This window comes from Bacillus sp. AFS012607 (assembly GCF_002558005.1).
Taxonomy (GTDB): domain Bacteria; phylum Bacillota; class Bacilli; order Bacillales; family Bacillaceae_G; genus Bacillus_A; species Bacillus_A thuringiensis_S.
In genome coordinates this window covers 84,016-110,146 of record NZ_NTVM01000005.1, presented here as the reverse complement: position 1 = coordinate 110,146, position 26,131 = coordinate 84,016, and the positions used below count along the sequence as shown (strand labels likewise).

Genomic DNA, 26,131 nt, shown 5'->3' with positions numbered 1-26,131 from the left:
TAACCGATATTATGAGCAACACACTCATAATGATTTATCTACTTCTTTTCAAAGAGGTTTGATGTCTTACTATTATTCCTCAACATCTTCATGAACATGTATTTTGATTTCAATTAAAGAAAGGAATTTTCTATATGACTTATAAAATGATTGTTTTAGATTTAGATGATACTTTATTACGTGATGACCATACTATTTCACCTCGTACGAAAGAAGCGTTAATGACTGCACAAGAGCAAGGGGTAAAGGTTGTACTTGCTTCTGGACGTCCAACGTTTGGTATGCGCAATGTAGCCAAAGAACTTCGCTTAGAAGAATACGGCAGTTTCATTCTATCTTTTAATGGCGCAAAAATTATTAACTGTAAAACAAACGAAGAAATCTTTAGTAGTACACTATCTCCTGAAATCGTTCACAACCTATTTGAAATTAGTAAAACTGAAGATGTATGGATTCATACTTATATGGGCGATGATATCGTAACGGAAGAAAATAATCCTTATACTGAAATTGAGGGCGATATTACTGGTATGCCAATTGTTGTAGTAGATGACTTTAAAGCCGCAGTTAAAGAGCCTGTAGTAAAAGTATTAATGAATAAAGAAGCTGAACGCCTTGTTGAAGTTGAAAAGAAACTACAAAAACAACTAGAAGGCCAATTAAGCGTGATGCGTTCGAAACCATTCTTCTTAGAATTTACTGAAGCCGGTGTTACAAAAGGAACGAGCTTAAACAAACTGATTCAAAAGCTTGGCATTAAGCGTGAAGAAGTTATCGCAATGGGCGATAGCTATAACGACCAAGCAATGATTGAATTTGCTGGTCTTGGCGTTGCAATGGGCAATGCACCTGATGATATTAAAGAAATTGCAAATTACGTAACAGATACAAATATGAACGATGGTGTTGCAAAAGTTGTAGAGAAATTTGTTTTAAAAACGGATGTACTTGTTTAATATTTTCATTCACAAAACCTATTTGAAGTCAAATACTTCAAATAGGTTTTTATTTAAATTCTCATGCTTTTGTGACTATATTTTGAACTTTGCACTATTCTCGTAGTGTAAACTTTCTTTTTGTATATAATGAAACAAAATAGACTATTTTATTTTGAAAAAGAATACAAATTTACTATATACAAGCATACGTTAAAGGAGGCTACTTTATGTTATCTACACCAATCGGACGATTAAGAGCAATTGGACTAGTTGAGGGTATTTCTTTCCTATTACTATTATTTGTAGCAATGCCATTGAAATATTTCGCAGGATTTGCAACAGCTGTTAAAATTACAGGCATGGCTCATGGTGTTCTATTTATTCTATTCATCTTTGCAGTAATTCAAGTAACAATCGTACACCGTAAATCAATTTTATGGGCACTTGGAGCATTCGTTTCATCAGTTATCCCATTTGGTACTTTTGTACTAGATGCAAAATTAAAGAACGAGCAATAATAATAAAAAGGTAGTTAACGACTGTTAACTACCTTTTCTATTTATAAATTTGGAATTTCCCAATCAATTTCTCTTTCGCCCATATTAGCTAAAATCGTATTTACTTTAGAGTATGGCTTACTACCAAAGAAACCACGTCTTGCTGATAATGGACTTGGATGTACAGACTCGATAATATGATGATTCGGATTCGTAATTAACTTCTTCTTCGCCTGCGCATGGCGCCCCCACAATATGAAAATAACTGGCTTTTCACGTTCATTCAACAGTTGAATCACACGATCTGTGAAGTGCTCCCATCCTTTTCCCTTATGAGAATTTGCTTCACTTTGACGAACTGTTAATACGGTATTTAGTAGTAATACTCCTTGCTCCGCCCATTTTACTAAATAACCGTTATTCGGAATTTCATAACCATATTCATCTCGAAGCTCTTTATACATGTTTAACAATGATGGTGGTGTTTTAACACCAGGTTGTACAGAAAAGCTTAAACCATGCGCTTGATTCGGTCCATGATACGGATCTTGTCCTAAAATAACAACCTTTGTATTTTCATAACTTGTATACTGAAGAGCGTTAAAAATATCTTCCACCTTCGGATAAACAACATGCGTGCTGTATTCTTCTGTCAAAAAACTGGATAGAGTAAGATAATACTCTTTCTCAAATTCTGGTGCCAGTAATGGTCCCCAATCATTTCTTAAAACATTTTCCATGCTTTCACTTCCTGTCCAATTAATTCAACATATCCTGTTTTGTAAATACTAAGAACGAAATAATAAGAGAAACAACTGCCCAAACAGTTAAATTCATCAAAGAAAATCCCATTGATAAGCCTTGTAATGCAGGTAATTTTCCTGATAAATAATCCGTTAATGATAAATTCACGCTAAAAATATATTTCGCGCCTTCCCAAGATGTTGCGAATGAGCTTAAGATACCGCCTGCAATTAATGCAGCTAGCATAACGCCCATACCAGCTGGTGTATTACGAATTAAAACAGAGACCATAAATGATATAGTTCCGACAACGATAGCAACAAACCAGGCTAGTCCATACGCCATTAAGATGTATTGCCACTGCGGAATAAGGTGCACAAAGTTCGTATTTAACGTTTCCTTATCAATGACGAATCCTGTTAAAACAGGTAAATTCCATCCCGAGTATCCAAATACAAGCCCTGATAATATGTAAGCAAACAAACCTACAAGGAGCAGTATGAGCGAAATGAAAAATAACATCGTCACGTATTTACTAAGGAGTATTTTCCAGCGCCGAATCGGCCGCGTAAGTAACATCTTCATCGTCCCATCACTTCGTTCTCCAGAAACGATATCAATGGCGACAATCATTACGAGAAGCGGAATAAACAATGTAATTCCTTGTTCAATAAATGCTCTGACAAAAGTCGGTGCACCTGGCGCCATCGGATTAATATCATGATCTAAATAATATTGTTGTTGTTCAACTCTTACCTTTAACCAATCACGCCATTCTTCTGGCAATCTAGAATTATTCAACCGGTTCTGAGAATCAACAATTTGCTGTTGCAATGAAACCTTCCAATCAGTTGTACCGAGTCTTTTTTGTGTCGTTTCTATTTCGCGATACTGCGCATACACAAAAAGCGGGATTAAGATTGCTAAAATAAGCATAACAACAAAAATACGTTTCTTACGGTAAATCTTTTCTGATTCATTTAAAACTAGATTCGCAAATTCACGCATGCTGCTCACCCCTTGTGAGTTCAATAAATAAATCTTCTAGCGTAAATACAAGCTCCTTAACACTATGTACATCTATTTCATTTTCTACCAAGTGTTTATTCCAACTACTTATAGATGCAATATCCATGCGGCATAATAATCGCTCGCCTTCTACACTCACTTCTCTTACTTCTTCGGCTGCTTCTAACATATCTTTCGCCTTAGAAATTGGTGTAACAATCCATTCTACACGATCACTTGCTGTTTTAATTAATTCTTCAACCTTGGCAACTGTTATCATCTTTCCTTTATGAATAATAGCAACGCGATCGCATATCATTTGCACTTCACTTAGCAAGTGACTTGAAATAAACACGCTCATATTTTCTTCTTTTACAAGCTTATGTATAAATTCCCTAAGTTCTCTAATCCCTGCTGGATCTAAACCATTCGTTGGCTCATCTAATATGAGCAATTTTGGATTCCCAAGGAGCGCCTGCGCAATTCCAAGGCGTTGTTTCATACCAAGTGAGTACGTTTTTACCTTGTCATGAATTCTTTCATCTAAATGAACCATTTCAGCAATTTCAATAATACGTTCATCTGATATATCACCTAACATACGAGCAAATTGCTTTAAATTTTCCCATCCTGTTAAATATGTATACAACTCTGGGTTTTCAACGATACTCCCAATTTGACGCATCGCCTCTCTGAAATTGTCCTTAATCGAATAACCACCGATAGAAATCGTACCTTCTGTCGCCGTAATCAATCCGACTAACATTCGAATGGTAGTCGTCTTTCCAGCACCATTTGGTCCTAAGAACCCGAACACTTCTCCTTGCTTTACATCAAAGGAAATGTCCTCTACAAGAGTCTTCTTTCCAATTACCTTCTTCAAGTCTCGTACGGAAAGTATCGTCGTCATTTTACCCCTCCTTGTTCTAGTTTTAATTTACTTACAACATTTTGAACTAAACGTTCTGCCATATACGTATAACCTACTTCGTTCGGATGAAAATGATCAGAGTATAATAAATCTTTTCCGCGGTTTTGGAATAAATCAAATGTCGGTGTAATATACACATTTTTATCGTTTAGCGCTAACTTCTCTAAAGATGCATTCCAGTCCACAACAATGTTTGAAGACCCTTTTAAATCTTCTACATCTTCAAAAGGATTGTATAAACCAAGCCAAAAAATTGGACTATCTGTATTTAATTTACGAATTTCTTCTATAATTTTCTTTGCTTCATTTTGAAACGTTTCTGTGTCAGGACGATACGTATCTAAATCTATCTTCCCAAGCGATTCCCAGCCTGGGAACAAATCATTCCCACCAATCGTTAACACGATTACATCTGCTTGCTTAATTGAATATTGAGCGCCATTACTTTCAATTTGTTTTAATAAATCGGGCATTTTTGCACCACTAACTGCTAAATTTGTTAATGCAATTTTTTGCTTATAATCTTTTTGTAAATCCTCTTTCATTCGCCCAACATAGCCAATTCCTTCTTTATCACCAACGCCACGCGTTAATGAATCACCTAAACTAACGATTTGTAACGTTCCCGTTTTCTTTTTCTCTTTTGCCACTACATCGGTCTTTTTAATTAAATTTGAAGCTTTCGGATTTAATACATCATTTACACCTGAAACAAAGCCATATGCAAATAAACAGAAAGATGCAATTGTAATGAGTAGAATTACTTTTACTACTTTTGATCTCATATCAAAACCCCTTTTAGCCCTCATAGATTGTCCATAATTATACCAAACGAAATTTTGAAAAGCGATTTTCACACCTTCTCAATTATGTCGTTTCTCTATCTACTAACTCTGGTAATAACTCTATATGCTTCACATCTAATTTCTCTTCATTAATCTTTTCATATAATAATTCAAACGCTTTCAATCCAACGTTTTTACTAGAATGCGAAATCGTCGTTATACCCAATATATCTGCCACCTCTTGATCATCACACCCAATAATCGTAATATCCTCTGGAATACGAATTCCTTGTTTTTTTGCTTCTGTAGCCATCCCCGCTGCAATATGGTTACAAGATACAAGGAACGCCGTCGGTTTTACTGACATATGAGCCCATTCTCTAATTACATTGCGTCCATCTTCCACTGTAAAACACCCCTCAAATTTCCAGGTCTCTAACGGTGTTACGATACTCTTTTGAAGCGAATCTTCATACGCCCTCTTTCGTCTTTGGCTATTAACGCTATTACTTCTTCCAATACAATATCCAATACTTGTATGACCGGCATCTATTAAGCTTTTCATCCCACGTGAAAATACTTTGTAGTAATCAATATGGACACTTGAAATGCATTTTGAATCTATTTCTTCACACATAACAATCGGGCCGAATTTCGTATATTCTTCAAGCTTCTCCTTACTATTTGCCCGAGAACAAATAATAACCCCATCAAGCTTTTTCATTTTTAACATATTTAAAATTTCTAGTTCTCTTTCTTCGCTATAATTTGTCTGGCAAAGCATCATATTATAATTATTCTTTGCCGTTTCTTTTGATATCCCCTCAATAATAGCGCTATAATATTGATCATTTACGTGTGGCAATAAAACGCCAATTACATTCGTTTTTCCTTTCACTAAATGAATTGCATTCACGTTTTGCGTGTAATTTAATTCTTCTATAATCGCTAAAATTTCTTTTCGTTTCTGTTCATTTACGTACGGATGATTATTTAGTACACGTGAAACAGTTGAAACAGATACTCCAGCAAGTTCAGCAATCTTTCTTATATTTGTCATCTCACTTTCCCCTTCTCACAAAAATTCTCTCTTGACCTGGTAAGCTTTCCACAATATATCCTTTCCTAGCAAATACATTTAGAAAGGATATACAACTATGCTTCGATTCAAATTAGAATATATATTTTTCATTGGCGGTTTACTCATTCTTGCCATCGGTATTAATATGATGACGACAATTACTTCCTTTGGACTTAGCCCTTATGATTCCTTCTTTATTGCACTATATCAAAATTTTGGGATAAGTATTGGTTTTTGGATTTTCATGATTAACTTTGCCTTTACACTTATCGTACTCTTTTGGAATAAAAAACAAATTACAATCGGTACAATTGTAACGATGGTTCTTATTTCTCTTTTTGTTGATTGGATTGGTTCCATTATAACTATTATGGACGCTATCCGCTCTCTTCCAAAATATATAACACTTATTTGCGGAAATCTATTCGTTGGAGCTGGAATTGGTCTTTACGTCTCTACAAACCTTTGCGCAGCGCCTCAAGAAGCTTTCGTTTTAACCGTTGCTGAGAAGAAAAAATGGACGTTTAGAAGAACAGAGATTTCATTAGCCTTTTTATTTTTAACTTTAAGCTTTTTATTAGATGGACCTATCTATTTTGGAACCATCATCTTATCCTTTACAACAGGCTGGATTATCCAAGCATTTATTCAAGTTGGTACACAGATTTTAAATAGAAAAGAACCTATTAAGCAAGCTGCTTAATAGGCTCTTTCTGTTTTATGGTAAGAGATACTACTTAGCATCCCCTTCAATTCGATAGTTCGCTTTCAAACAATCTATTTCTTCATACCCTTGCAACGTATGTAGAATATAATCATAATCAGCAAGAGACGCACGATGCGTTACAATTACAATTTCAGCCTTTCCTTTCTCTTCAAGCGGCATTTGAATAATTTTCTCAAAGCTAACTCCGCGCTCAGAGAACAATGAAGTAATTTTTGCAAATACACCAATTTCGTCTTTTACATGCAGTCTTAAAAACTTTTTCACGACTATTTCGTCTGGCTCTTTTAATACTTTTTGATACTGTGGGACTACAGCACTATTTCCTGTTACCCCTAATCTAATATTTTGCATTACAGCAACTAAATCCGAAACAACAGCTGTCGCTGTCGGTAAACTTCCTGCCCCTGGTCCATAAAACATCGTTTCCCCAACTGCTTCACCGTACACATACACAGCGTTATATTCATTTTGTACTGCCGCAAGAGGGTGTGTATTTGGAAGTAAAGTTGGTTCAACCGTAACCTCCAATTTTTCACCATCTCGTTTTGCAAGACCGATTAATTTAATTGTATAACCTAAGCTCTTACTGTATTCAATATCTTCCTCTGTAATAGAGGTAATTCCTTTTACGTTCACATCTCCAAGCTCTACATTTGTAGAGAAACCGAGAGTAGCTAAAATCGTCATTTTTCTTGCTGCATCTAAACCTTCTACATCTGATGTTGGATCTGCTTCTGCAAATCCAAGTTGTTGGGCTTCTTTTAACACGTCGTTATATGCTCTCCCTTCGTCTGACATTTTCGTCAAAATAAAATTTGTCGTTCCATTTACAATTCCCATGACTTTCGTAATAAGATCTGAAGAGAGTCCTTCTACAATACTGCGTAGAATTGGAATTCCCCCTGCCACACTCGCTTCATAGAAGAGATCAGTTTTATTATCTTTTGCTGTCGCTAATAATTCAGCTCCATGTAATGCCATTAAGTCTTTATTTGCAGTTACAACATGCTTTCCGCTTTTTAAAGCTTGTAAAATATATAATTTTGCATCATCAATGCCACCCATTACTTCGATGACAACATCAATATTTGGATTATCTAAAATTTCATTTGCATCTTGTGTTAATAGAGTAGAAGGTACCTCTACTTCTCTCTCTTTCTCAATGTTTTGCACTAATACTTTCGTTACCTTCACTGGACAACCTACTTGGTGTATGAGTCTTTCTTGATGATCCGTAATAATACGAACTACACCACTCCCAACTGTCCCAAGACCTAATAAACCAACTTGAATTTCTTTCATAGTACTGTCCACCCCTCAAAAATTGTGTTTAAATGAAATTATATGAATAAAAAATCTGAAAAACAATGTATTTCGAACATTCGGAAAAATAAAGGTTAATCTTTACAAGGAAAACGTTGCCACGTTTTACACAATCTTTCTTTACAATATATAAGGGGTTTCTTGATACACGTAATAATTCAACCAATTAGAAAACAATAAATTCCCATGACTCCTCCACCTAACAAGGGGCTTTTCATCTGGATTATTATGTTTAAAATAGTTTTTTGGCACATCAATATTTAATCCCTTGTCACGATCTCGTTCGTATTCTTGCTTTAACGTATCACAACTATATTCACTATGCCCAAGGGCAAACACTTGCCTTCCTTCTTGCCCAATGACCAGGTGAACACCCACTTCCTCAGAATTTGCTAATAATGTTAAGTCTGTCACCTCTCTAATATCACTCTCTCGTACTTCTGTATGACGAGAATGGGGAGCAAAAAACAATTCATCAAACCCTTGTAACAATTTCACATGTTGCTCGCAAACTTCATGTTCAAATACACCGAACATTTTTTCCTTAAGAGGATACTTTGGAACACCATAATGATAATACAAGCCAGCCTGTGCCCCCCAGCAAATATGGAGCGTAGATGTTACATTCGTTTTTGAATACTCCATAATACGTTTAAGCTCTTCCCAATAATCTACCTCTTCAAAAGAAAGAGTTTCAACTGGTGCTCCTGTTATAATGAGCCCGTCAAATTTTTCATTTTCAATATCACGAAATGTTTTATAAAAGCTCATTAAATGGTCCTGCGCTACATTGCGAGAGAAATGTGATTCCATATGAAGCAAATGAACATCTAATTGCAACGGTGTGTTGCCAATTAAACGAAGTAATTGCGCTTCTGTTTCTTGCTTTGTAGGCATTAAATTTAAGATAGCAATTTTCAATGCCCGAATATCTTGTGTTTCTGCTCGCTCCTTCGTCATTACAAATATATTTTCCTTCTGCAACACTTTGCGAGCTGGTAAATCTTTATCAATTATGATCGGCATGTTCTTTGCCTCCGACTAGCGCCGCTTCTAAATCTGCAATAATATCAGAAACATCTTCTATGCCAACAGATAAACGAATTAAATCTGATGTAACGCCAGCTAGACGCTGATCTTCAGCACTTAATTGTCTATGCGTTGTGCTAGCAGGATGTATAACGCAAGTTCGTGCATCCGCTACATGCGTTACAAGAGTTGCTAGTTTTACATTTGCGATAAATTCTTTCGCCGCTTCTAATCCGCCCTTAATGCCGAATGTTAAAACACCACTAGCACCTTTTTTCAAATACGTTTGTGCTAACGAGTAATTTTCATTGCTATCTAATCCAGGATAATTCACCCATTCAATACGTTCATGGTTAGCAAGCCACTTAGCAACTACGAGAGCATTTTCACTATGACGCTCCATTCTTAAATGCAGCGTTTCTAAGCCGATATTGCTAATATACGCATTGAATGGGCTCATACAGTTTCCGTAGTCCCTTAATAATTGAACACGCGCCTTCACAATATAAGCTGCTGCACCAAAATTTTGAACGTAACTTACGCCGTGATAACTTGGATCCGGTTCAACAAGTTCAGGATATTTCCCATTTGTCCAATCGAAGTTCCCTCCGTCAATGACAATGCCGCCTAAAGAGCTTGCATGACCATCAATATATTTCGTCGTAGAATGAACGATAATATTTGCTCCGTGCTCAAATGCTTGGCATAAATAAGGAGTTGCTAATGTATTATCCACGATAAAAGGCACTTCTAACTCTTTCGCTGCATCTGAAAATTCTTTAAAATTCAAAACGTTCATCGCTGGATTTCCTAATGATTCTGCATAAATGAGCTTCGTCTTATCGTTAGCAAGTGCCGCAATTTCATCTGCCGTTAAATTGGGATTAAAGAACGTAACATCAATGCCAAGCTTACGTAAACTCACCCCAAATAAATTAAACGTTCCCCCGTAAACAGTTGAAGAGCAAAGTAAATGGTCTCCACTACTACAAATATTTAAAACTGCGAGCATAATAGCCGCTTGCCCAGAAGCCGTTGCAACAGCTCCTACCCCGCCTTCTAAATCTGATAACTTCTGCTCAAATGCAGCTAGAGTAGGGTTTCCAATACGCGTATAAATATATCCTTCTGCCTCTAAGTTAAATAGGGCTGCTAAATCATCCGAAGTATCGTATTTATACGTTGTACTTTGATAAAGTGGTAAAACACGTGGTTCACCATTCTTTGGCGTATAGCCACCTTGCACACAAATCGTTCCTTTTCCCCATGATTCTCCCATCTCTCATTCTCCTTTCTTTTATACAAAATAAAAAACTGCCCCTTTCCTGAAAACAAGAAAGGAGCAGTTTGAAAACACGCTCTAAAGGCTCTTTCTTATCTCTCAGGATTACTACCTGCAGGATTTGGCACAATTCCGTTATACGGCTGTTGCCAAGGTTTCATCGGGCCTGTCCCTCCACCTTTTCTTGATAAGACTATGCAATTACCGTTGATTTTATAGCAATAATTTCCTAATGTCAAACAGTTTTTTCTGAATGTTCTAAAATAAACATTAACAATTTCATATAAAGCAACAAAAGAAATATATTCCATACTAACTCGAAAAAGACCTTTAGAAAAAATGATTCATGTAAAATAAACCCCAATCATCTATTTTCATTAAACAAACTGTTTTAATAGAGCGTATAATTCTTCAAAATTATGCACTTCATATGTCGGTATAATCCCACTATCATTTAATTTCCTTTCTGGATTAAACCAACAAGTATCAATTCCCGCTACATATCCACCTTTAATATCGGCACTTAATGAATCCCCAATAATCAGCCCTTCTTCAGGTGCAAAGTTAGGAATCCGTTCAAAAACATAATCAAAATACTCTTTCATCGGCTTTTGAAAACCTGTATCTTCCGAAACAAAAACACCTTTAAATAATGAATGTAACCCTGCATTACGCAAACGTTTATCTTGCGTCTTAGAAACACCATTTGTCACTATATACAACTCATACTCCCCTTGAATTTGATTTATAAATTCAAACGCACCTTGCATGAGTTGATTTCCTTCTTCTAAGTAGCTACGATAATTATTTTCGAATAATATACCGTCTACTTCTTCTCCATACTCTTTAAACAACATAGAGAATCGTTTATTTACAACTTCATTACGTGATAGTTCACCTTTTTCAAAAGCATTCCAAAGACCTTTATTTATTTTTTTATAACGAGCCTCTATCTCCTCTGTTAAAGGGATTCCCTTCTCTTCAAAAAGCACCTGTAAAGCTACTTTTTCAGCCTTTTGGAAATCTAATAATGTATCATCTACATCAAATAGCAATGTTTTATATTTTTTCATAAATTCATCACACTCTCTTTTCTACAAAAACAAATTTACATAAATCGTATCATTCCTTCTTGTAAAGATAATAGGAGATATCTCATACTATAAATAGGGGTGAAAATATGAAAATCAGCAAAAATGAAGAAGAAATTTATCAATACATGCGAATCCATCAATTCCATACCCTATTTTCATTTCATGTCTTGCCATATGTAGAGCTTCATTCTTTTCAAACGAAAGAGATGATATGTAGCGAAGGAAACGCCCTCCCTTATCTCTATTACTTAATTTCTGGGAAAGCAAAAATATATATGAATCATAAAAACGGGAAAGTTTCATTAATTAATTTTATTCAAGCACCATCTTTTATCGGGGAATTAGGATTAATAGGAGTAGAAAATATCACCAAGTCCGTTGAAGTACTAGAAGATTGTGTTTGTTTAGCACTTCCTCTTAAAGATTGTCAGCAACTTTTATTACAAGATGCAACGTTTTTACAGCACTTATGCAAATTTATTGGAGAAAAGACAATTACTCGCACTGAAAATTACGCAAAAAACTATAGTTATCCTTTCGAAAATCGATTAGCTGCTTTTATTTTATTAACAGAACAAAATAATTGTTATATAGAAAAGCATACTGAGGCTGCAGAATACTTAAATGTCAGCTATCGTCATCTTTTATATGTATTAAACCAATTTTGCCAACAAAATTATTTAAAAAAAGAAGGCCGAACATATTATATACAAGATCGAAATACATTAGAAAAGCTTGCTGACGAGCTGAAAATATAAAGAAACAGCATTAACATAAACGTTAATGCTGTTTCTTTGAGTGACGATTATAATTTAAATTAAAATTTACTTGCTACTTTAGCTGCTTCTTCAAGACCTGCAGCAATGATTTCTTCTGCTTTATCTGGGAATTGGTTATGTCCTTCAATAACTACTGTTTCCATGTTTGTTGCACCGAAGAAGCCCATCATGCTTGCTACATATTTAACAGCCATTTCTACCTCAGCTGCTGGACCTTCTGAATATACGCCGCCGCGCGCGTTTAATAATGCAATCTTCTTATCTCCAATTAAACCAACTGGACCTTCTGGTGTATATTTGAACGTTTTACCAGCACGGTTTAAATAATCAATATATGTGTGTAACACTGCTGGAATCGTTAAGTTCCATAATGGGAAGCCGAAAACAATTTTATCAGCTTCTAGAAATTGATTTAAATACTTATCAGCAACTGCTACTGCTTTTGCCTCTTCTTCTGTTAAATCAAATCCTTTACCTGCCTTAAATGTACCATTGATCATGTCTACACCTACATATGGTAATTCTTCTTTATATAAATCAAGTTCTACTACTGTATCATTTGGGTGTGCTTCTTTATAGTTCGCTAAAAATGCCTCATATAATTTTACACTAACTGCTTGTTCCGCTGGACGGTTGTTTGCTTTAACAAATAAAACTGTTGCCATTATTTCTTCCTCCTAGTACTCACTCTTATGTTGTTATATGCTTTCAAAAAAGGTATCCCTTGTAATTGTTGTTTTGTTGCTTACAAACATATTTTATCTTTATATCAATACATTTTCGTCCTCACATAGACGTATTTTTCCATAAAAAAAGTCCACCTTCTAAAGGCGAACTAGGTCTTACGACTTTTGTCTTATACAATTCCATTTTTCACTGCATATAACGCCGCTTGCGTGCGATCAGATAAATTCAACTTACTCAAAATACTACTTACATGAGCTTTTACCGTTTTTTCTGTAATAACTAAAACAGAAGCGATCTCTTTATTACTCATCCCTTTCGCTAATAGCTGCAGCACTTCATTTTCTCTCGCCGTTAGCACATCCACTTGAATAGAAGGTTCTTCTTCCTTTTCTTCCACAGGTAGTGTTTGAGAGAGAAGAGTATTTGCTATATCCGGATGTAATTGAATATTACCTTTATATGCGCTTCGAATAGCTTCAACAAGCTGATCCGGTTCTACATCTTTTAAAATATACCCACTTGCCCCCGCCCTTAACGCTGGTAAAACATGCGCCTGATCAGAAAAGCTAGTTAATACAATTACTTTCACATTCGGATATTCTTTTTTGATGCACGCCGTCGCCTCGACACCATCCATTTCGGGCATATATAAATCCATTAATACAACATCTGGATTCGTCTCCCCTACTTTCACTAACGCTTCTTTCCCATTATTTGCTTCTCCAACTAACGTTAAATCTTCCTGTGTACTTAAGAAAAATGCTAATCCTTTTAAAACGACTGTATGATCATCGACTAACAATACTTTTATTTTCACAAACTTCCCTCATTTTCACATCATAATGGTACATTTACTTTTACGCTCGTTCGCTTCTTACTACTTACAATTTTAATTGTTCCACCAACTAATTCTACTCTTTCATGCATCGTAGTCATGCCGAGTGATTTCTTCTCTTTTATATCCTTTTCTACAAAGCCGTTTCCTTGATCGACTATTTCTAATGATACATTCTTCTCTGTCACTTTGAAATAAATCGTTGATTCTCTGACATTCGCATGTTTACTTACGTTATTCAAAGCTTCTTGTCCAATTCTCCATAACGCTTCCTCTACTACACGCGGTAAATCACGAACACCTGTAACTTGTTCCCGAATTTTCAGTCCCAAGTTTTCACCGTACTGCTTTAAAGCTGGTAATAAACCTTTTTCTAATCCTGCCGGACGAAGCTGCCAAATTAATGTTCTCATTTCCTTTAAAGCTCCTTGCGCTAGTTCCCGCATCTCATGCAAAGATTGGTCAACCTTTTCATTTTGACCTTTTAAAACGGCCTCAGCCCCTTTTGTCATAAAGGTTAATGAAAATAATTTTTGCGAAACAGAATCATGTAAATCCCTTGCTAATCGGTTTCTTTCTTCCAGTCGTACGAGTTCACGGCGCTGTTCGTTTAATCTTAGATTCTCTATTATTAATGAAACGTGATTCGATAACGCTTGAATTATATCTATTGTATTAACATCAAATTCTCCATTATTTAAACTAACACATAAAACACCAAATATATGATTTTGAATATGTATTGGCGTAGCAATAACAACTCCATTTACACGTTTTAATAGAGCTAGCTCACCTTGTTCTAACGCCTTCTTTGCCGCTTCTTTTACATCCTCTTGTAACTCTTCCTGCCCATAAGAAGCTCGCAAAGATAACTCTATTTCTTCCCTAATAAAAAACGCCACTTGATTCCACTGAAATACTTCACCTACGTGATTTACCACCTTTTCAGATAATACTTTAAACTTATGAATCGTTTTTAAAGCTTGAATAAACCGCTCCAATTTCACATAGTAATGTGCTCTTCGCTTTTCATTTTCATATAATTTTGTTCGCTTTAAAGCCGTCCCGATTTGGAAAGCAACTGATTGGAGCAATACTAATTCTTCTTCCGAAAAATGTGTTTTACCTGGGCTAGCTACATTTAAAACACCAAATTTCTCTCCTCCAGCCTTTAAAGGAACCGTAGCATGATGAAGAATTCCTTCTGTATCTCCCCAATTATATTCAATTGCATTATTAATTCTTTTACATTCAATAATATTAACGGCTCTCTCTAATTTCCCATCTACGAAGCCGCGTAAACACCAACACTCACCTTCACACATCGGGCGTTTATTTTCATATGTAAGTGCCTCTGGTAACTGGTAATCGATCACCTTCGTATACTTCCCATTTTCATCCGCAAGAAAAATCCAGCCTGTCGTTAAACCTGTTACACTGAGCAATTTTTCTAGTACTGCTTGCAATACATGATATGTATCATTTGATGTATTTAATGTTTCTGCAATTTCCTTTAATATAACTAATTCATTTGTACGATTATCTCGAAACATAATCAGTCTCCTGCATACAAGATTTTAAATAGCTCTTAAAATAAATCATCTACTTTTCACTTTGTACTTATTCGTAACATTGATATAATGGTGAAAACATAGTTTTCATTATATCACTTGAGGGGGCTTTCATAATGACATTAAATAAAGCACTTACTATCGCTGGTTCTGACACAAGTGGCGGTGCTGGTATACAAGCAGATTTAAAAACATTCCAAGAACTTGGCGTATACGGAATGACATCTCTTACAACAATCGTAACGATGGATCCACATAACGGTTGGGCACATAACGTATTTCCAATCCCAGCTTCTACATTAAAACCACAATTAGAAACAACAATTGAAGGTGTTGGCGTAGACGCTTTAAAAACAGGTATGCTTGGATCAGTAGAAATTATTGAAATGGTTGCAGAAACAATCGAAAAGCACAATTTCAAAAATGTAGTAGTTGATCCTGTTATGGTATGTAAAGGTGCAGATGAAGCATTACATCCTGAAACGAACGATTGCTTACGTGACGTTCTTGTGCCAAAGGCATTAGTTGTAACACCAAACTTATTTGAAGCTTACCAATTAAGCGGTGTGAAAATTAATTCTCTTGAGGACATGAAAGAAGCAGCGAAGAAAATCCACGCTTTAGGTGCCAAATACGTACTAATTAAAGGTGGAAGCAAGCTTGGTACAGAAACTGCAATCGACGTCCTATATGATGGAGAAACATTCGATCTTCTAGAATCAGAAAAAATCGATACAACCAATACACACGGTGCAGGTTGTACATATTCTGCTGCAATTACAGCAGAACTTGCAAAAGGAAAACCTGTGAAAGAAGCAGTAAAAACTGCTAAAGAATTCATCACAGCTGCTATTCGTTACTCATTCAAAATTAACGAATACGTAGGTCCAACTCACCATGGTGCATATCGTAAATTCGTTGTATCAAAAGAACTTGTCTAATATATAAATAAAAACACTCACAAGGTTCATACATTGCCTCTGTGAGTGTTTTTTATAAGCTTTATGTCTTCTGGTCATCTTATCTTTAAGATGCAGAGCTGACCTTATTTCTACCATTTCGTTTCGAGTAGTATAACGCATCATCCGCCGCTTGAATAAATTGCTCTGATGACCCTTCATACTCTGAAACCCCTACCGAAACCGTAATTTTTATTTTTGTTCCATCTAACAATTGAAATGGGTGACTTTCAACAGCTATACGAATTTGCTCGCCCATACGAATTCCGTAAGCTAATCCCTTATTCGGTATCAAAAGCGCAAACTCCTCTCCACCCTTTCGAAAAGCCAAATCTGGAAATTGTGAAGTTTCTCGTAAAATACATCCTACTTGTTTTAACACTTCGTCCCCTGCAGGATGCCCGTACGTATCATTTACATACTTAAAGTGGTCAATATCTATAAGTAGTAAACAAAGCGAATCATTTTTCATGTTCTTATTACTAATATGACGATTCATCTCTAAATCAAACTGTCTTACGTTTCCTAGACCTGTCAATGCGTCTACCGTTGCGTATTGCTTCATCGTTTGGAATAACTCATTGGATTGTAAAACGTAATTTGCACTTATGAATGTTATGTAGCCTGTAATAATACTAGAAATTAAATATAATCCTACTATGTTAATATCTTTAATTAACCATATATATAGTGAGGGGATTAGAATAGATAAAATATATGTATGTAACCATGCCCACTTTTCTCCTAGAGAGATATTTAGACGCGAAATAAAGATACTACCTACTCCTATCGCAATAATTGTATAAAAAGCTACTTGAGAAGCTAATGAATAATCCATAAATAATAACCTAGTTACTAAAATCATACTAACAGCTATAGTACTCGCTATCGGGCCTCCAATTATAACAGCTAAAATAACAGCTAAGTAGCGCAAATCCAATAGGATGGTACCAACATGAACACCGAAATACATTAGTAATATACCTAATATTCCAGTAAGAATACCTACTACACATTTCTGCCAAAGAGAAAACTCTTCTTTTAACGGCCTATCTCTTAAAAGCTGACCTCCAACAAAAATAAAGGAAAGAATAATTGTTGTATTTACAAATAAGTCCCTTAACATAAAATAATCTCCCTACTTTTCCATCTATCCCCTTCCCTACTTTATTGTATACGAAATCCCTATAATTCCCAAAGTTTTTTGTTTATTTTTTGCTGTTCCACGTGAAACAGCAAAAAAATAAAAAGGGCGAAAACTCGCCCTTCTTCATTAACAACAGCGTGATATTTTTCCACCCTTTGCATTAAATCTTGCTTCTTGTGCCTCAGCAAAAAATTGCTTTTGACATACAACCTCTTCTTCAGGATGATGCTTTTTCATATGCTCCACATATACTTCATAACTTGGTACCCCAACGAGCAAACTAATAAAGCGTTTTCTTTCCCCCCATACTTTCCGTAGTCGTTTAAGCATAATAGTTCCTCGACTCACTTTCATCTCTAGAAATATATGCTGCCTCTTTTAGCAGCATCGGCTTATTTCTTAATACTTGAATCCAAATTCGAATTGCAGAAATTAATACAGCGATTACAACTATCATAAAAATCCCGCAAAGCGCTGCATCAATATAATCATTGAAAATAATTTGCTTCATTTGAGCAACATTTTTAGCTGGTGCTAACACTTTCCCCTCATCTAATGCTCCCTGGAACACCTTTGCATGAGATAGAAATCCTATTTTAGGGTTTTCATGAAATAGCTTTTGATAACCCGCCGTCATCGTTACAATAAGCAATCCAACAGTTGGAATAAGTGTCACCCAAACATATGCCTTTTTCCCCATTTTGAACAAAATTGTCGTTCCAAGTAATAATGCAATACCTGCTAACATTTGATTTGCAATACCGAAAAGTGGCCATAATGTATTAATTCCACCAAGCGGATCTACTACCCCTTGGTACAAAAAATAACCCCATCCTAATACACATAACGTTGTAGCTATTACATTTGCTAATGTAGAATCTGTTTTCGCAAACGGCTTATATACATGCCCTAAAATATCTTGAATCATAAATCGTCCTACACGCGTTCCTGCGTCAATCGTTGTTAAAATAAATAGGGCTTCAAAGAGAATAGCAAAATGATACCAGAATGCCATCATCGCCGTTCCACCTATTACTTGTGAGAAAATATATGCCATACCTATCGCTAACGTTGGTGCGCCACCTGTACGTGATAAAATTGTTTGCTCTCCAACATTTACAGCAAGTTCTTTTAGTTCATTTGGTGTAATAGCAAATCCCCATGAAGAAATAACTTGAGCTGCCTGCGATACATCCGTACCAATAAGTGCTGCCGGACTATTAATCGCAAAATAAGTTCCTGGTGTTAATACACAAGCTGCAATCATTGCCATCGCAGCTACAAACGACTCCATTAACATTGCTCCGTAACCAATTGGCTGTGCATGTCCCTCTTGTTCAATCATTTTTGGCGTCGTACCTGATGAAACAAGAGCATGGAATCCAGAGACTGCACCACAGGCAATCGTAATAAATAAGAACGGGAATAAATTACCGGAGAAAACAGGACCTGTTCCATCAATAAATTGCGAAACTGCTGGCATTTGTAAATCAGGTGCTACAATTAAAATACCAATCGCCAATCCAACAATTGTTCCAACTTTTAAAAATGTACTTAAATAATCACGTGGTGCTAATAACATCCAAACTGGTAATGCAGATGCAATAAATCCATATACAATAAGCATAATAGCAATTGTTTCGCCACTAAATGTGAACATACTTGCAAGTGTTGGATTTTCTGCTACATACTGTCCTCCAATAAGAGATAAAATAAGTAGGATAATACCAATTACTGACCCTTCTCCAACACGACCAGGCCTAATATAGCGCATGTAAACTCCCATTAAAATAGCGATGGGAATCGTTGCTGCTATCGTAAACATTCCCCAAGGACTTCCAATCAGTGCCTTTACTACGACTAACGCTAATACTGCTAATAAAATAATCATAATTCCTAAAATACCTATCATTGCAATTAGTCCTGTAACAGGCCCAATCTCATCCTTAATCATTTCTCCTAACGATTTACCATTACGTCTCATCGAAGCAAATAAAATGACAAAATCTTGGACAGCCCCCGCAACAACTACCCCAACAATAATCCAAATGGTCCCTGGTAAATATCCCATTTGTGCTGCTAAAATCGGTCCTACTAAAGGTCCCGCCCCAGCAATCGCTGCAAAGTGATGTCCAAACAATACCCACTTATTTGTTGGAACATAGTCTTTCCCATCGTTTAATGTATGGGCTGGTGTTTGACGATTATCATCTAAATTAAAAACCTTTCTCGCTATAAATCTACTATAAAAGCGATAAGCAACTGCATATACACATACAGCAGCTACTAAGAGCCATACAGCATTAATGGTTTCACCTTGTGATAAAGCTATTACCCCAAAAGCCCCTGCTCCTACTGCTGTAATAACGCCCCAAAGTAAAATCGATTTCAATGTCTTCACATACAATTCCCCCAATACTATTTCTTAGTGGAGATTGTACTAAATTTTCTGAATATTTAACTTGAATCCTCCCTATCATGAAGGATTTTCAGTTTATCATGTTAAAATACTCTCATTACCTACTATAATTCAATGTTATTTCGAAGGCGTTTTACATAATTACGACTGACTGGAATCGGTTGCTCATCATACCTATCTAAATACAAATTATACGTGCCATTATAATAAGGTTTCAGTTCTTTTACATATGACATATTAATTAAATAGCTTTTATGCACACGTAAAAAATCATATGCATTTAGCTTATTTTCTAATTCCTGAAGTGTATATGTTGAAATATACTGATTATTCGTTGTGTAAATTGAAACAGTTTTATTTTCTTTATTTTTACTTACATATACGATATCTTCTGGAAGAATATATCGTATACCCTCTTGACTTTCTATCGGTAGTTTCCGCAAATAACTCTTTGCTTTCTCACCTTGTTCTTTACCTATTTTATATAAAAGAAATTGTAAATCTTCTTCACGAAATGGTCGTAATAAATAATAAAATGCTTGGAAACGAAAAGCTGTAATAGATTCCTCTATGTTTTCACCTACAAAAATAAATTTTGTATAGCAATTTATTTCTCGTAATAAACTTGCATATTCAAAACCAGTACCATCTAGTAATTTGGAACTTAAAAAAACAAAGTCTGGTATATGTTTTTTCATCATAAATAAAGATTCTGTTCCTGTCTTTGCTTCAAAACATTCTACATTTCTCATATTTTCAGTGAAATTTTCAGCTAACTCTCTTCTCTCTTCTGCCTCTTCCATGATCAGTAAAATTTTCATTTCTTCAACCACCTAATTCTTTGTCCATATGTCCTGCTGTATACATTCGCTTTTATAAGAAATAATCCCTTTTTCTTACTATACCATTATTTATCTAAAAAAACAGAAAAAAGGAAACCACTTCGGTTTCCTCTCCCCCTTTATCCTACATTAACTGCCTAGAAAGAGCGGAGTAGTGTAGGGTAATAAACGGTCAGGGCTACGTTTAAAATTTCACTTTATACTAATTCTCGTTGCTTCGTTTCCTGTCCAAGTATTACTACAGCGAATACACCAATTAAAATTGATCCGCAGAAAATCGTAAATATTAGTGATAGTGAAGCTTCTGAGGCAACTAAATACCCCACTAATAGTGGCCCAAGAATACCACCAATACGCCCAAATGCTGCTGCCATTCCTGCACCAGTACCACGAATAACCGTCGGATACTGTTCAGGTGTATAGGCGTATAATGCTCCCCAAGCACCTAAGTTAAAGAAGGATAGTAACATACCTGCCACGATTAATACTGTTAATGAATCCGCAACCCCAAACAAATAGGCACTGCAAGCTGTCCCGATTAAATACGTAACCAACACAAATTTACGACCGAGACGTTCAATAAACCAAGCAGCGGTGAAATATCCTGGAAGTTGAGCTAATGTCATAATAAGTACGTATTGGAAACTTTTTATTAAACTAAATCCTTTTAGCACCATTACACTCGGTAACCAAAGGAACATTCCATAATAAGAAAAGACAACACAAAACCATAGAATCCATAGCATAATTGTTGCTTTACGATATTCCCCAGACCAAACTGATTTTATATTTTCAATAACAGATGGTCTTTTTTCAACTTTTTGGAACCTTGGGGAATCCGGTAAATTCCATCTTAAATATAAAGCATATAGTGCTGGAACTGCACTCAATACCATCGCAATTTCCCAACCATATTTAGGAATAACAAAATACGAGATAAGGGCTGCAATTAGCCATCCACCTGCCCAAAAACTTTCTAATAACACAACAATTTTCCCACGCTCATGCGCTTCAACACTCTCTGATACTAGTGTAGAGGCAACCGGAAGCTCTCCGCCAAGCCCCATACCAATTAAAAAGCGTAAAACGAGAAACATCGCGAGTGTCGTTGTTAATGCAGTTAAACCACTACCGATAGAAAATAATAATAATGTAATAATAAAGACTGATTTTCGGCCTATTCTATCTGATAGTATCCCAAAAATAAGCGCTCCTACTGCCATACCGATTGAGTTAATACTGCCTATCCAGCCCATTTCCTGGCTCGTTAATCCCCAATCCTTTTGCAAGGCTACCATTACAAATGAAAGCATTCCAACATCCATTGCATCAAATAGCCATCCAAGTCCAGCTATACCAAGTAGTTTGCGCTTCGAAATTTCTTTTACCTTGCCCACTAGAAGTCCTCCTCACACAGGTGTCTTTACACATCATTTTACATGTGTGAATTGTATAAGTAAAATACTTTTGTGTAAAAAATTCTCCTTCATCATTCCCAAAAAGTAAAACGTCTATCCCGATTGGTGAGGGCTAATAATCAGTAGGGATGACTCACTGATTAAAGTTTCACTTCATTAAAAATGAATAAATAAAAAAAAGTAGCGATATTTCGCTACTTTTTCGAACGCATTACTTCTTTTAAAAATTCCGCTAATACTAACTGACGACGCCAGCGTGTTGGATTACTGCATAATCTATAAAACCACTCTAAATGAATCGCTTGAATCCATTTTGGTGCACGTTTTACCTCTCCAGCCCATACGTCTAAACTTCCACCCACTCCAACAGCCATTTTCGTTTCTAAACGATGCTTATTGTTTTGGATAAAGTTCTCTTGTCTCGGGAAACCGAGTGCAACAAGTAATAAATCTGGTTTTGCTTCTTGAATGCGAGAAATAATATTCTCTTCGTCTTCTTGTTTGAAATAACCATCTTGTGTACCGGCGATGGATACAGCTGAATATGTCTTTGTTAAATGATCTGCTGCAGCTTGTACAACATGCGGCTTTGCACCTAATAAGAAAACAGATACTGGTTTACTATCTTCTGATAACTTCGCAAGTAAATTACACATTAAATCAAAACCTGCTACACGTTCTTTTAAAGGTGTACCAAGCATGCCGCTTGCCTTTACAACCCCAATACCATCAGGTGTAATTAAATCTGTATTCAATAATGTTTGATAGAACTTTTCATCCTTTTTTGCGCACATAACAATTTCAGGGTTTGCTGTTACTACCTGAAACGTATGAGTTCGCTCCGCTTCTAGTTGTTCTTTTAAATATTTGACCGTTTCATCCATTGTCATTGTAGAAAAAGGAACGCCTAGAATATCAACTGTTTGTACTGCCATAGTTAACTATCCTCTCTATCATTACAAGTTTTTCGCTATTAATTGCTTATATGTTTCCTTTGTATCTTCATATAGTTTTTGAAGTGAGAAATTCATAGTAGCATGCTCATAAATATGTTTACCCATTGCTGCTAATTCTCCAGTTTTCCACTTATCATACGCTTCTTCTAAAGCTAATGCTAATGCCTTTCCATCATCTGTTGGCACAATCCATCCGTAAGTTTCATCTACGATTAATGGCTCAATTTCTCCAGCCCTAGTCACAATTGATGGTACACGTTGGTTTGCCGCTTCTAATAAAACTAGTGGGAACCCTTCACTATGGGAAGTTAATAAATTTACATGTGACGACGCAAATAATTGTTTTACATCTTGACGATGTCCTAAAAACTCTACTTTATCGTTAATCCCTTTTTCAGTAGCTAATGACTTTAGATTTTCTTCTAATGGGCCATCGCCAACTAATAATACTTTAATTTTCTCTAATTTTGTTTGTTGTAACGCATCGAATAAAACTTCATGTCCTTTGACGGGATGTAATCGTGCTACTTGGATTGCCGTAAATACATCTTCATCAATATTGAACATTTCTTTTTTATTATAGCCTTCTGCTTTTTCCTGATCGTATTCAATTCCATTATAAATAACATGCATCTTGTCATTTGAAATGCCTAATGCTGCCAAGCTTTTTTTCAATCTATTTGTTACAACGAAAAATAAGTCTATATTTTTTAAGGCTTTCAAATTTAATTTCGTAAAAATCCAACCTTTTAAGCCCTGTTTAGTAAAGTCTTGAAATGGATCACTATGAATAGTCGTTACCCATTTTGCCTTTATTCTCTTTTTCATTAAAGAAACATAGAAATTAGCCCTAGGACCATGTGTATGAACTACATCAAATTTTTCTTTATTAATAAATTCACTTATATTCTTTAAAATGGATAAATCATAGCGCGATTTTTGTGAAAACACATGGACTTTTATCCCTAACTCCCTTGCTTCCTTCGCAACAATTCCATCTTCAAATACTGCTAATTCTACTTCACCAGTTGGAAACTGATCGAGAAGTGAAATAATATGTGTTTTCCCTCCCCCATCTTCTGCTCCTGCATTCATATGCAATATTCTCATATTTTTTCCTCCTTTAAATCCTCGCTACGTTTCCATCTATTTTTATTTTACTGTACTAAAAAATAAAAGCTAACAAAAGTTAGCTTTTATTTTTATCATTCAATTTCTAGGTCTACTATTAGATAAGCTAACACCACTACAAAGTAAATTCCAACTCCTGGTGCTGTTAAAATATGTCCTGCAATATAAGCAATACCTAACGCTAACAATAAGCTTGCTGAAATCATTCCATATTTTATATTAAATATGTCCTTAAATCTCGTAGCAAATGCTAGTAGAATTCTTAGCCCGTAATAAATAAATGGAATCATTAGTAATACAAAGCCAATAATCCCGAAATCGTAAAACCAATCATGGAAGTCCATTTCAATTAGTTTTGGATCTGGCTGCTTTTGTTCATTGTATTTAAAGTTACCTGCATAACCCATTCCTAATAACTTTTGTGACATTGGCGCTTCTTTAAAGAACTGCTTATGTCTTTCTTCATATACTTGACGTCCACTGAAAATAAGGTTTTCTTGATTTTCTTTCTTTTGCTCTTTCTCAAGTTCTTTCTTAACTTCCTCTTCTATCTTCGCCTTTTCTTCTGGCTTTTCAACTTTATGATGATTTTCTTCTTTTGCTTTAAGTTCTTGTTCTTTTTTCAACTTATCTTTAATTTCTTGTTCTTTTTGGCCTTGCTGAGCCACATTTTGCTCTGATAAATAATTATTATGAATGCCCATATTTTGTGCTAATGGTGTTTGTTTAAACGTCCCAACTACACCAGCTAATAGGACAATAGCAATTACTGCATTAAGTGCAAGAGATTTTTTGTTCGGATTTTTTCTATTAAATAATAATTGTAGTACAATGATCCCGATTGCTGCTGCCAACGTAGCACCAATTGAGCCCATTCCTACTTTTGTACCAACTTGAATTAATGAGTAAATCATTAAAAGTGATGGAATCCAATATAAAATATGTTTCCAGCTCTTTGTTTTTTGAATAGAATATAGTACCACAATAGGGAAAATAATAGCTAAGATTGAACCTAGTTCATTCCCTGCATAGAACCAACCTCGAGAACCAACCTTCATCCATTCATAACTACCAAAGTCAGTAGATGTTGAAATAGAAATAACCATAATTGCGTTAATGATTAATGTAGAATATACAATACTATTTCGAACCTTATCACTAATATTAACTTTCGTTTTCAATGATTTTAAAGCTAAAATGTATGATCCCAGCATAATATATATATATAATGCTTTCGCAACGAATTTAACTTCTTCACCAAGTACAATAGGATCCTTAACTAGTTTGTTATTAATAAATCCTATCCCTAAAACGCCGGCTAATAATATAAGATAAATTAAAAACTTTCTATTTTCCTTCTCTTTTGCCTGAATTAAAATGTAAATACCACCAACAGCCATAATAAGGAATCTTACTAAAATTCCAACGGTAGCATTTGACTTTAATAAAGTGATGCTAAGAGACGTTAATAAATCTAAAACAGGCTGTAAAATAATAAAAAAGAGCAAAAAATGCTCAAATCTAACCCTAGCTTGATTTGCTAACATTCCAAGACCTCCATACAAAATCTTAACATTATCTTTTAATCATAATTTATTATCGTTAAAACACACCTAGCAATTATAACATAACTCATATTTAAATTGAGAACTTATTTTTATGCTGAAACTAACCAAATCCAGCTTAAGTAGTGCTAGAAAACATTATCCTTTAGCTATTCTTCCCTATCTCTATAAAAACTATCTAACACTCTTCCACTTATTATCAGCATTATAGTAACATTTGTTAATTTATTTATAAGTATATAAAATTTAATAATTACATACAAACACCCACTCGGCTATCCTACAACTAAAGATTAACCTTGCTTCGTTTTCTCCTAAGCATTTTCAAACGCTTTCTTTATGTATTTTATCCGTTTTTATACATGTAACGAAAAGTAATTGTT

25 protein-coding genes and 1 riboswitch are annotated in these 26,131 nt (G+C 35.3%); of the genes, 5 read left to right on the top strand and 20 right to left on the bottom strand.

The genetic code is table 11. The annotated features are described in order from the left end of the window. Nucleotides 1-134: 134 nt before the first annotated feature. Complete coding sequence (locus tag CN409_RS03320) at nucleotides 135-956, top strand: Cof-type HAD-IIB family hydrolase (RefSeq protein ID WP_000221382.1); 822 nt, start codon at nucleotides 135-137, stop codon at nucleotides 954-956. Between the two features lie 209 nt (nucleotides 957-1,165). Continuing rightward, complete coding sequence (locus tag CN409_RS03315; RefSeq protein WP_000953395.1) at nucleotides 1,166-1,456, top strand: DUF3817 domain-containing protein; 291 nt, start codon at nucleotides 1,166-1,168, stop codon at nucleotides 1,454-1,456. Nucleotides 1,457-1,497: 41 nt separating this feature from the next. Here the strand turns inward: CN409_RS03315 and CN409_RS03310 are convergent, their stop codons facing one another. From CN409_RS03310 to CN409_RS03290, 5 genes are read right to left on the bottom strand one after another with little or no spacing between them, the layout of a single operon-like run. Continuing rightward, nucleotides 1,498-2,175 carry a uracil-DNA glycosylase gene (locus tag CN409_RS03310; protein WP_000432545.1) on the bottom strand — a complete coding sequence of 226 codons (678 nt, stop codon included), beginning with the start codon at nucleotides 2,173-2,175 and terminating at the stop codon, nucleotides 1,498-1,500. A 19-nt stretch (nucleotides 2,176-2,194) separates the two neighbouring features. After that, nucleotides 2,195-3,187 carry an ABC transporter permease subunit gene (locus tag CN409_RS03305; protein WP_001206482.1) on the bottom strand — a complete coding sequence of 331 codons (993 nt, stop codon included), beginning with the start codon at nucleotides 3,185-3,187 and terminating at the stop codon, nucleotides 2,195-2,197. Further along, nucleotides 3,180-4,097 (bottom strand): ABC transporter ATP-binding protein, encoded by a 918-nt coding sequence (locus CN409_RS03300; protein ID WP_000207706.1) that lies wholly within the window; start codon nucleotides 4,095-4,097, stop codon nucleotides 3,180-3,182. The genes CN409_RS03305 and CN409_RS03300 overlap by 8 nt, the downstream gene beginning before the upstream one ends. Continuing rightward, complete coding sequence (locus CN409_RS03295; protein ID WP_002083539.1) at nucleotides 4,094-4,975, bottom strand: SGNH/GDSL hydrolase family protein; 882 nt, start codon at nucleotides 4,973-4,975, stop codon at nucleotides 4,094-4,096. Before CN409_RS03295 ends, CN409_RS03300 begins: the two co-directional genes overlap by 4 nt. A gap of 10 nt (nucleotides 4,976-4,985) precedes the next feature. Further along, the gene (locus CN409_RS03290; RefSeq protein ID WP_016099338.1) at nucleotides 4,986-5,963 is read right to left on the bottom strand and encodes a LacI family DNA-binding transcriptional regulator; all 978 of its coding nucleotides are present in this window, start codon (nucleotides 5,961-5,963) and stop codon (nucleotides 4,986-4,988) included. A gap of 97 nt (nucleotides 5,964-6,060) precedes the next feature. On the opposite strand from CN409_RS03290, the gene CN409_RS03285 reads away from it, so the two are divergent. Then, complete coding sequence (locus tag CN409_RS03285) at nucleotides 6,061-6,687, top strand: YczE/YyaS/YitT family protein (RefSeq protein ID WP_000943409.1); 627 nt, start codon at nucleotides 6,061-6,063, stop codon at nucleotides 6,685-6,687. A gap of 30 nt (nucleotides 6,688-6,717) precedes the next feature. Here CN409_RS03285 and CN409_RS03280 read toward each other — a convergent pair whose 3' ends face one another. The 4 genes from CN409_RS03280 to CN409_RS03265 all read right to left on the bottom strand — a co-directional run bounded on the left by CN409_RS03280 (nucleotide 6,718) and on the right by CN409_RS03265 (nucleotide 11,418). Continuing rightward, entirely contained in the window at nucleotides 6,718-8,013 is a 1,296-nt protein-coding gene (locus tag CN409_RS03280; RefSeq protein WP_000659105.1) for a homoserine dehydrogenase, read from the bottom strand. A gap of 141 nt (nucleotides 8,014-8,154) precedes the next feature. Continuing rightward, complete coding sequence (metA, locus tag CN409_RS03275; protein ID WP_097980926.1) at nucleotides 8,155-9,060, bottom strand: homoserine O-acetyltransferase MetA; 906 nt, start codon at nucleotides 9,058-9,060, stop codon at nucleotides 8,155-8,157. After that, nucleotides 9,044-10,342, bottom strand: coding sequence for a bifunctional O-acetylhomoserine aminocarboxypropyltransferase/cysteine synthase (locus tag CN409_RS03270; protein WP_000504772.1), 1,299 nt, complete (start codon nucleotides 10,340-10,342; stop codon nucleotides 9,044-9,046). Before CN409_RS03270 ends, metA begins: the two co-directional genes overlap by 17 nt. Before the next feature lie 92 nt (nucleotides 10,343-10,434). Next, nucleotides 10,435-10,539: riboswitch (SAM riboswitch) on the bottom strand. A gap of 183 nt (nucleotides 10,540-10,722) precedes the next feature. Further along, nucleotides 10,723-11,418: a YjjG family noncanonical pyrimidine nucleotidase gene (locus tag CN409_RS03265; protein ID WP_000760177.1), complete on the bottom strand. Its 696-nt coding sequence runs from the start codon at nucleotides 11,416-11,418 to the stop codon at nucleotides 10,723-10,725. 107 nt (nucleotides 11,419-11,525) lie between these two features. Between CN409_RS03265 and CN409_RS03260 the strand changes: the two genes are divergently transcribed. Further along, entirely contained in the window at nucleotides 11,526-12,197 is a 672-nt protein-coding gene (locus CN409_RS03260; protein ID WP_000703316.1) for a transcriptional regulator YeiL, read from the top strand. A gap of 59 nt (nucleotides 12,198-12,256) precedes the next feature. Here CN409_RS03260 and CN409_RS03255 read toward each other — a convergent pair whose 3' ends face one another. The 3 genes from CN409_RS03255 to CN409_RS03245 all read right to left on the bottom strand — a co-directional run bounded on the left by CN409_RS03255 (nucleotide 12,257) and on the right by CN409_RS03245 (nucleotide 15,293). Continuing rightward, nucleotides 12,257-12,883: an FMN-dependent NADH-azoreductase gene (locus tag CN409_RS03255; RefSeq protein WP_000246718.1), complete on the bottom strand. Its 627-nt coding sequence runs from the start codon at nucleotides 12,881-12,883 to the stop codon at nucleotides 12,257-12,259. 191 nt (nucleotides 12,884-13,074) lie between these two features. Then, nucleotides 13,075-13,722, bottom strand: a complete 648-nt coding sequence (locus tag CN409_RS03250) for a response regulator (RefSeq protein WP_000695816.1) — start codon at nucleotides 13,720-13,722, stop codon at nucleotides 13,075-13,077. A 20-nt stretch (nucleotides 13,723-13,742) separates the two neighbouring features. Beyond that, nucleotides 13,743-15,293: a GAF domain-containing sensor histidine kinase gene (locus CN409_RS03245; RefSeq protein ID WP_098217778.1), complete on the bottom strand. Its 1,551-nt coding sequence runs from the start codon at nucleotides 15,291-15,293 to the stop codon at nucleotides 13,743-13,745. 134 nt (nucleotides 15,294-15,427) lie between these two features. Between CN409_RS03245 and pdxK the strand changes: the two genes are divergently transcribed. Next, entirely contained in the window at nucleotides 15,428-16,252 is an 825-nt protein-coding gene (gene pdxK, locus CN409_RS03240; protein ID WP_000174252.1) for a pyridoxine/pyridoxal/pyridoxamine kinase, read from the top strand. An 85-nt stretch (nucleotides 16,253-16,337) separates the two neighbouring features. Here pdxK and CN409_RS03235 read toward each other — a convergent pair whose 3' ends face one another. The 8 genes from CN409_RS03235 to CN409_RS03195 form a co-directional block, all read right to left on the bottom strand. Next, the gene (locus tag CN409_RS03235) at nucleotides 16,338-17,396 is read right to left on the bottom strand and encodes a GGDEF domain-containing protein (RefSeq protein WP_000942921.1); all 1,059 of its coding nucleotides are present in this window, start codon (nucleotides 17,394-17,396) and stop codon (nucleotides 16,338-16,340) included. 147 nt (nucleotides 17,397-17,543) lie between these two features. Continuing rightward, nucleotides 17,544-17,747, bottom strand: coding sequence for a YbdD/YjiX family protein (locus CN409_RS03230; protein ID WP_000919819.1), 204 nt, complete (start codon nucleotides 17,745-17,747; stop codon nucleotides 17,544-17,546). Beyond that, a complete protein-coding gene (gene cstA, locus CN409_RS03225) occupies nucleotides 17,740-19,818 on the bottom strand; it encodes a carbon starvation protein CstA (protein ID WP_000854306.1) in 2,079 nt (692 codons plus the stop codon). Before cstA ends, CN409_RS03230 begins: the two co-directional genes overlap by 8 nt. A 122-nt stretch (nucleotides 19,819-19,940) precedes the next feature. After that, nucleotides 19,941-20,657 (bottom strand): LytR/AlgR family response regulator transcription factor, encoded by a 717-nt coding sequence (locus CN409_RS03220; RefSeq protein ID WP_000698256.1) that lies wholly within the window; start codon nucleotides 20,655-20,657, stop codon nucleotides 19,941-19,943. A 218-nt stretch (nucleotides 20,658-20,875) separates the two neighbouring features. Then, nucleotides 20,876-22,075: an MFS transporter gene (locus CN409_RS03215; RefSeq protein WP_000521109.1), complete on the bottom strand. Its 1,200-nt coding sequence runs from the start codon at nucleotides 22,073-22,075 to the stop codon at nucleotides 20,876-20,878. 215 nt (nucleotides 22,076-22,290) lie between these two features. Continuing rightward, nucleotides 22,291-23,031, bottom strand: coding sequence for a WecB/TagA/CpsF family glycosyltransferase (locus CN409_RS03205; protein WP_000290744.1), 741 nt, complete (start codon nucleotides 23,029-23,031; stop codon nucleotides 22,291-22,293). Between the two features lie 21 nt (nucleotides 23,032-23,052). Continuing rightward, on the bottom strand, nucleotides 23,053-24,162 hold the full coding sequence (locus CN409_RS03200) for a glycosyltransferase family 4 protein (RefSeq protein WP_086391083.1): 1,110 nt from the start codon (nucleotides 24,160-24,162) through the stop codon (nucleotides 23,053-23,055). 95 nt (nucleotides 24,163-24,257) lie between these two features. Continuing rightward, nucleotides 24,258-25,730 (bottom strand): O-antigen ligase family protein, encoded by a 1,473-nt coding sequence (locus CN409_RS03195; RefSeq protein WP_053563281.1) that lies wholly within the window; start codon nucleotides 25,728-25,730, stop codon nucleotides 24,258-24,260. Nucleotides 25,731-26,131: the final 401 nt, after the last annotated feature.

Bases quoted from the DNA above. Each gene is read 5' to 3' on its own strand.
- CN409_RS03320 (WP_000221382.1), top strand. From the start codon at position 135: ATGACTTATAAAATGATTGTTTTAGATTTAGATGATACTTTATTACGT.
- CN409_RS03315 (WP_000953395.1), top strand. From the start codon at position 1,166: ATGTTATCTACACCAATCGGACGATTAAGAGCAATTGGACTAGTTGAG.
- CN409_RS03310 (WP_000432545.1), bottom strand. From the start codon at position 2,175: ATGGAAAATGTTTTAAGAAATGATTGGGGACCATTACTGGCACCAGAA.
- CN409_RS03305 (WP_001206482.1), bottom strand. From the start codon at position 3,187: ATGCGTGAATTTGCGAATCTAGTTTTAAATGAATCAGAAAAGATTTAC.
- CN409_RS03300 (WP_000207706.1), bottom strand. From the start codon at position 4,097: ATGACGACGATACTTTCCGTACGAGACTTGAAGAAGGTAATTGGAAAG.
- CN409_RS03290 (WP_016099338.1), bottom strand. From the start codon at position 5,963: ATGACAAATATAAGAAAGATTGCTGAACTTGCTGGAGTATCTGTTTCA.
- CN409_RS03285 (WP_000943409.1), top strand. From the start codon at position 6,061: ATGCTTCGATTCAAATTAGAATATATATTTTTCATTGGCGGTTTACTC.
- CN409_RS03280 (WP_000659105.1), bottom strand. From the start codon at position 8,013: ATGAAAGAAATTCAAGTTGGTTTATTAGGTCTTGGGACAGTTGGGAGT.
- metA (WP_097980926.1), bottom strand. From the start codon at position 9,060: ATGCCGATCATAATTGATAAAGATTTACCAGCTCGCAAAGTGTTGCAG.
- CN409_RS03270 (WP_000504772.1), bottom strand. From the start codon at position 10,342: ATGGGAGAATCATGGGGAAAAGGAACGATTTGTGTGCAAGGTGGCTAT.
- CN409_RS03265 (WP_000760177.1), bottom strand. From the start codon at position 11,418: ATGAAAAAATATAAAACATTGCTATTTGATGTAGATGATACATTATTA.
- CN409_RS03260 (WP_000703316.1), top strand. From the start codon at position 11,526: ATGAAAATCAGCAAAAATGAAGAAGAAATTTATCAATACATGCGAATC.
- CN409_RS03255 (WP_000246718.1), bottom strand. From the start codon at position 12,883: ATGGCAACAGTTTTATTTGTTAAAGCAAACAACCGTCCAGCGGAACAA.
- CN409_RS03245 (WP_098217778.1), bottom strand. From the start codon at position 15,293: ATGTTTCGAGATAATCGTACAAATGAATTAGTTATATTAAAGGAAATT.
- pdxK (WP_000174252.1), top strand. From the start codon at position 15,428: ATGACATTAAATAAAGCACTTACTATCGCTGGTTCTGACACAAGTGGC.
- CN409_RS03235 (WP_000942921.1), bottom strand. From the start codon at position 17,396: ATGTTAAGGGACTTATTTGTAAATACAACAATTATTCTTTCCTTTATT.
- CN409_RS03230 (WP_000919819.1), bottom strand. From the start codon at position 17,747: ATGCTTAAACGACTACGGAAAGTATGGGGGGAAAGAAAACGCTTTATT.
- CN409_RS03220 (WP_000698256.1), bottom strand. From the start codon at position 20,657: ATGAAAATTTTACTGATCATGGAAGAGGCAGAAGAGAGAAGAGAGTTA.
- CN409_RS03205 (WP_000290744.1), bottom strand. From the start codon at position 23,031: ATGGCAGTACAAACAGTTGATATTCTAGGCGTTCCTTTTTCTACAATG.
- CN409_RS03200 (WP_086391083.1), bottom strand. From the start codon at position 24,162: ATGAGAATATTGCATATGAATGCAGGAGCAGAAGATGGGGGAGGGAAA.
- CN409_RS03195 (WP_053563281.1), bottom strand. From the start codon at position 25,730: ATGTTAGCAAATCAAGCTAGGGTTAGATTTGAGCATTTTTTGCTCTTT.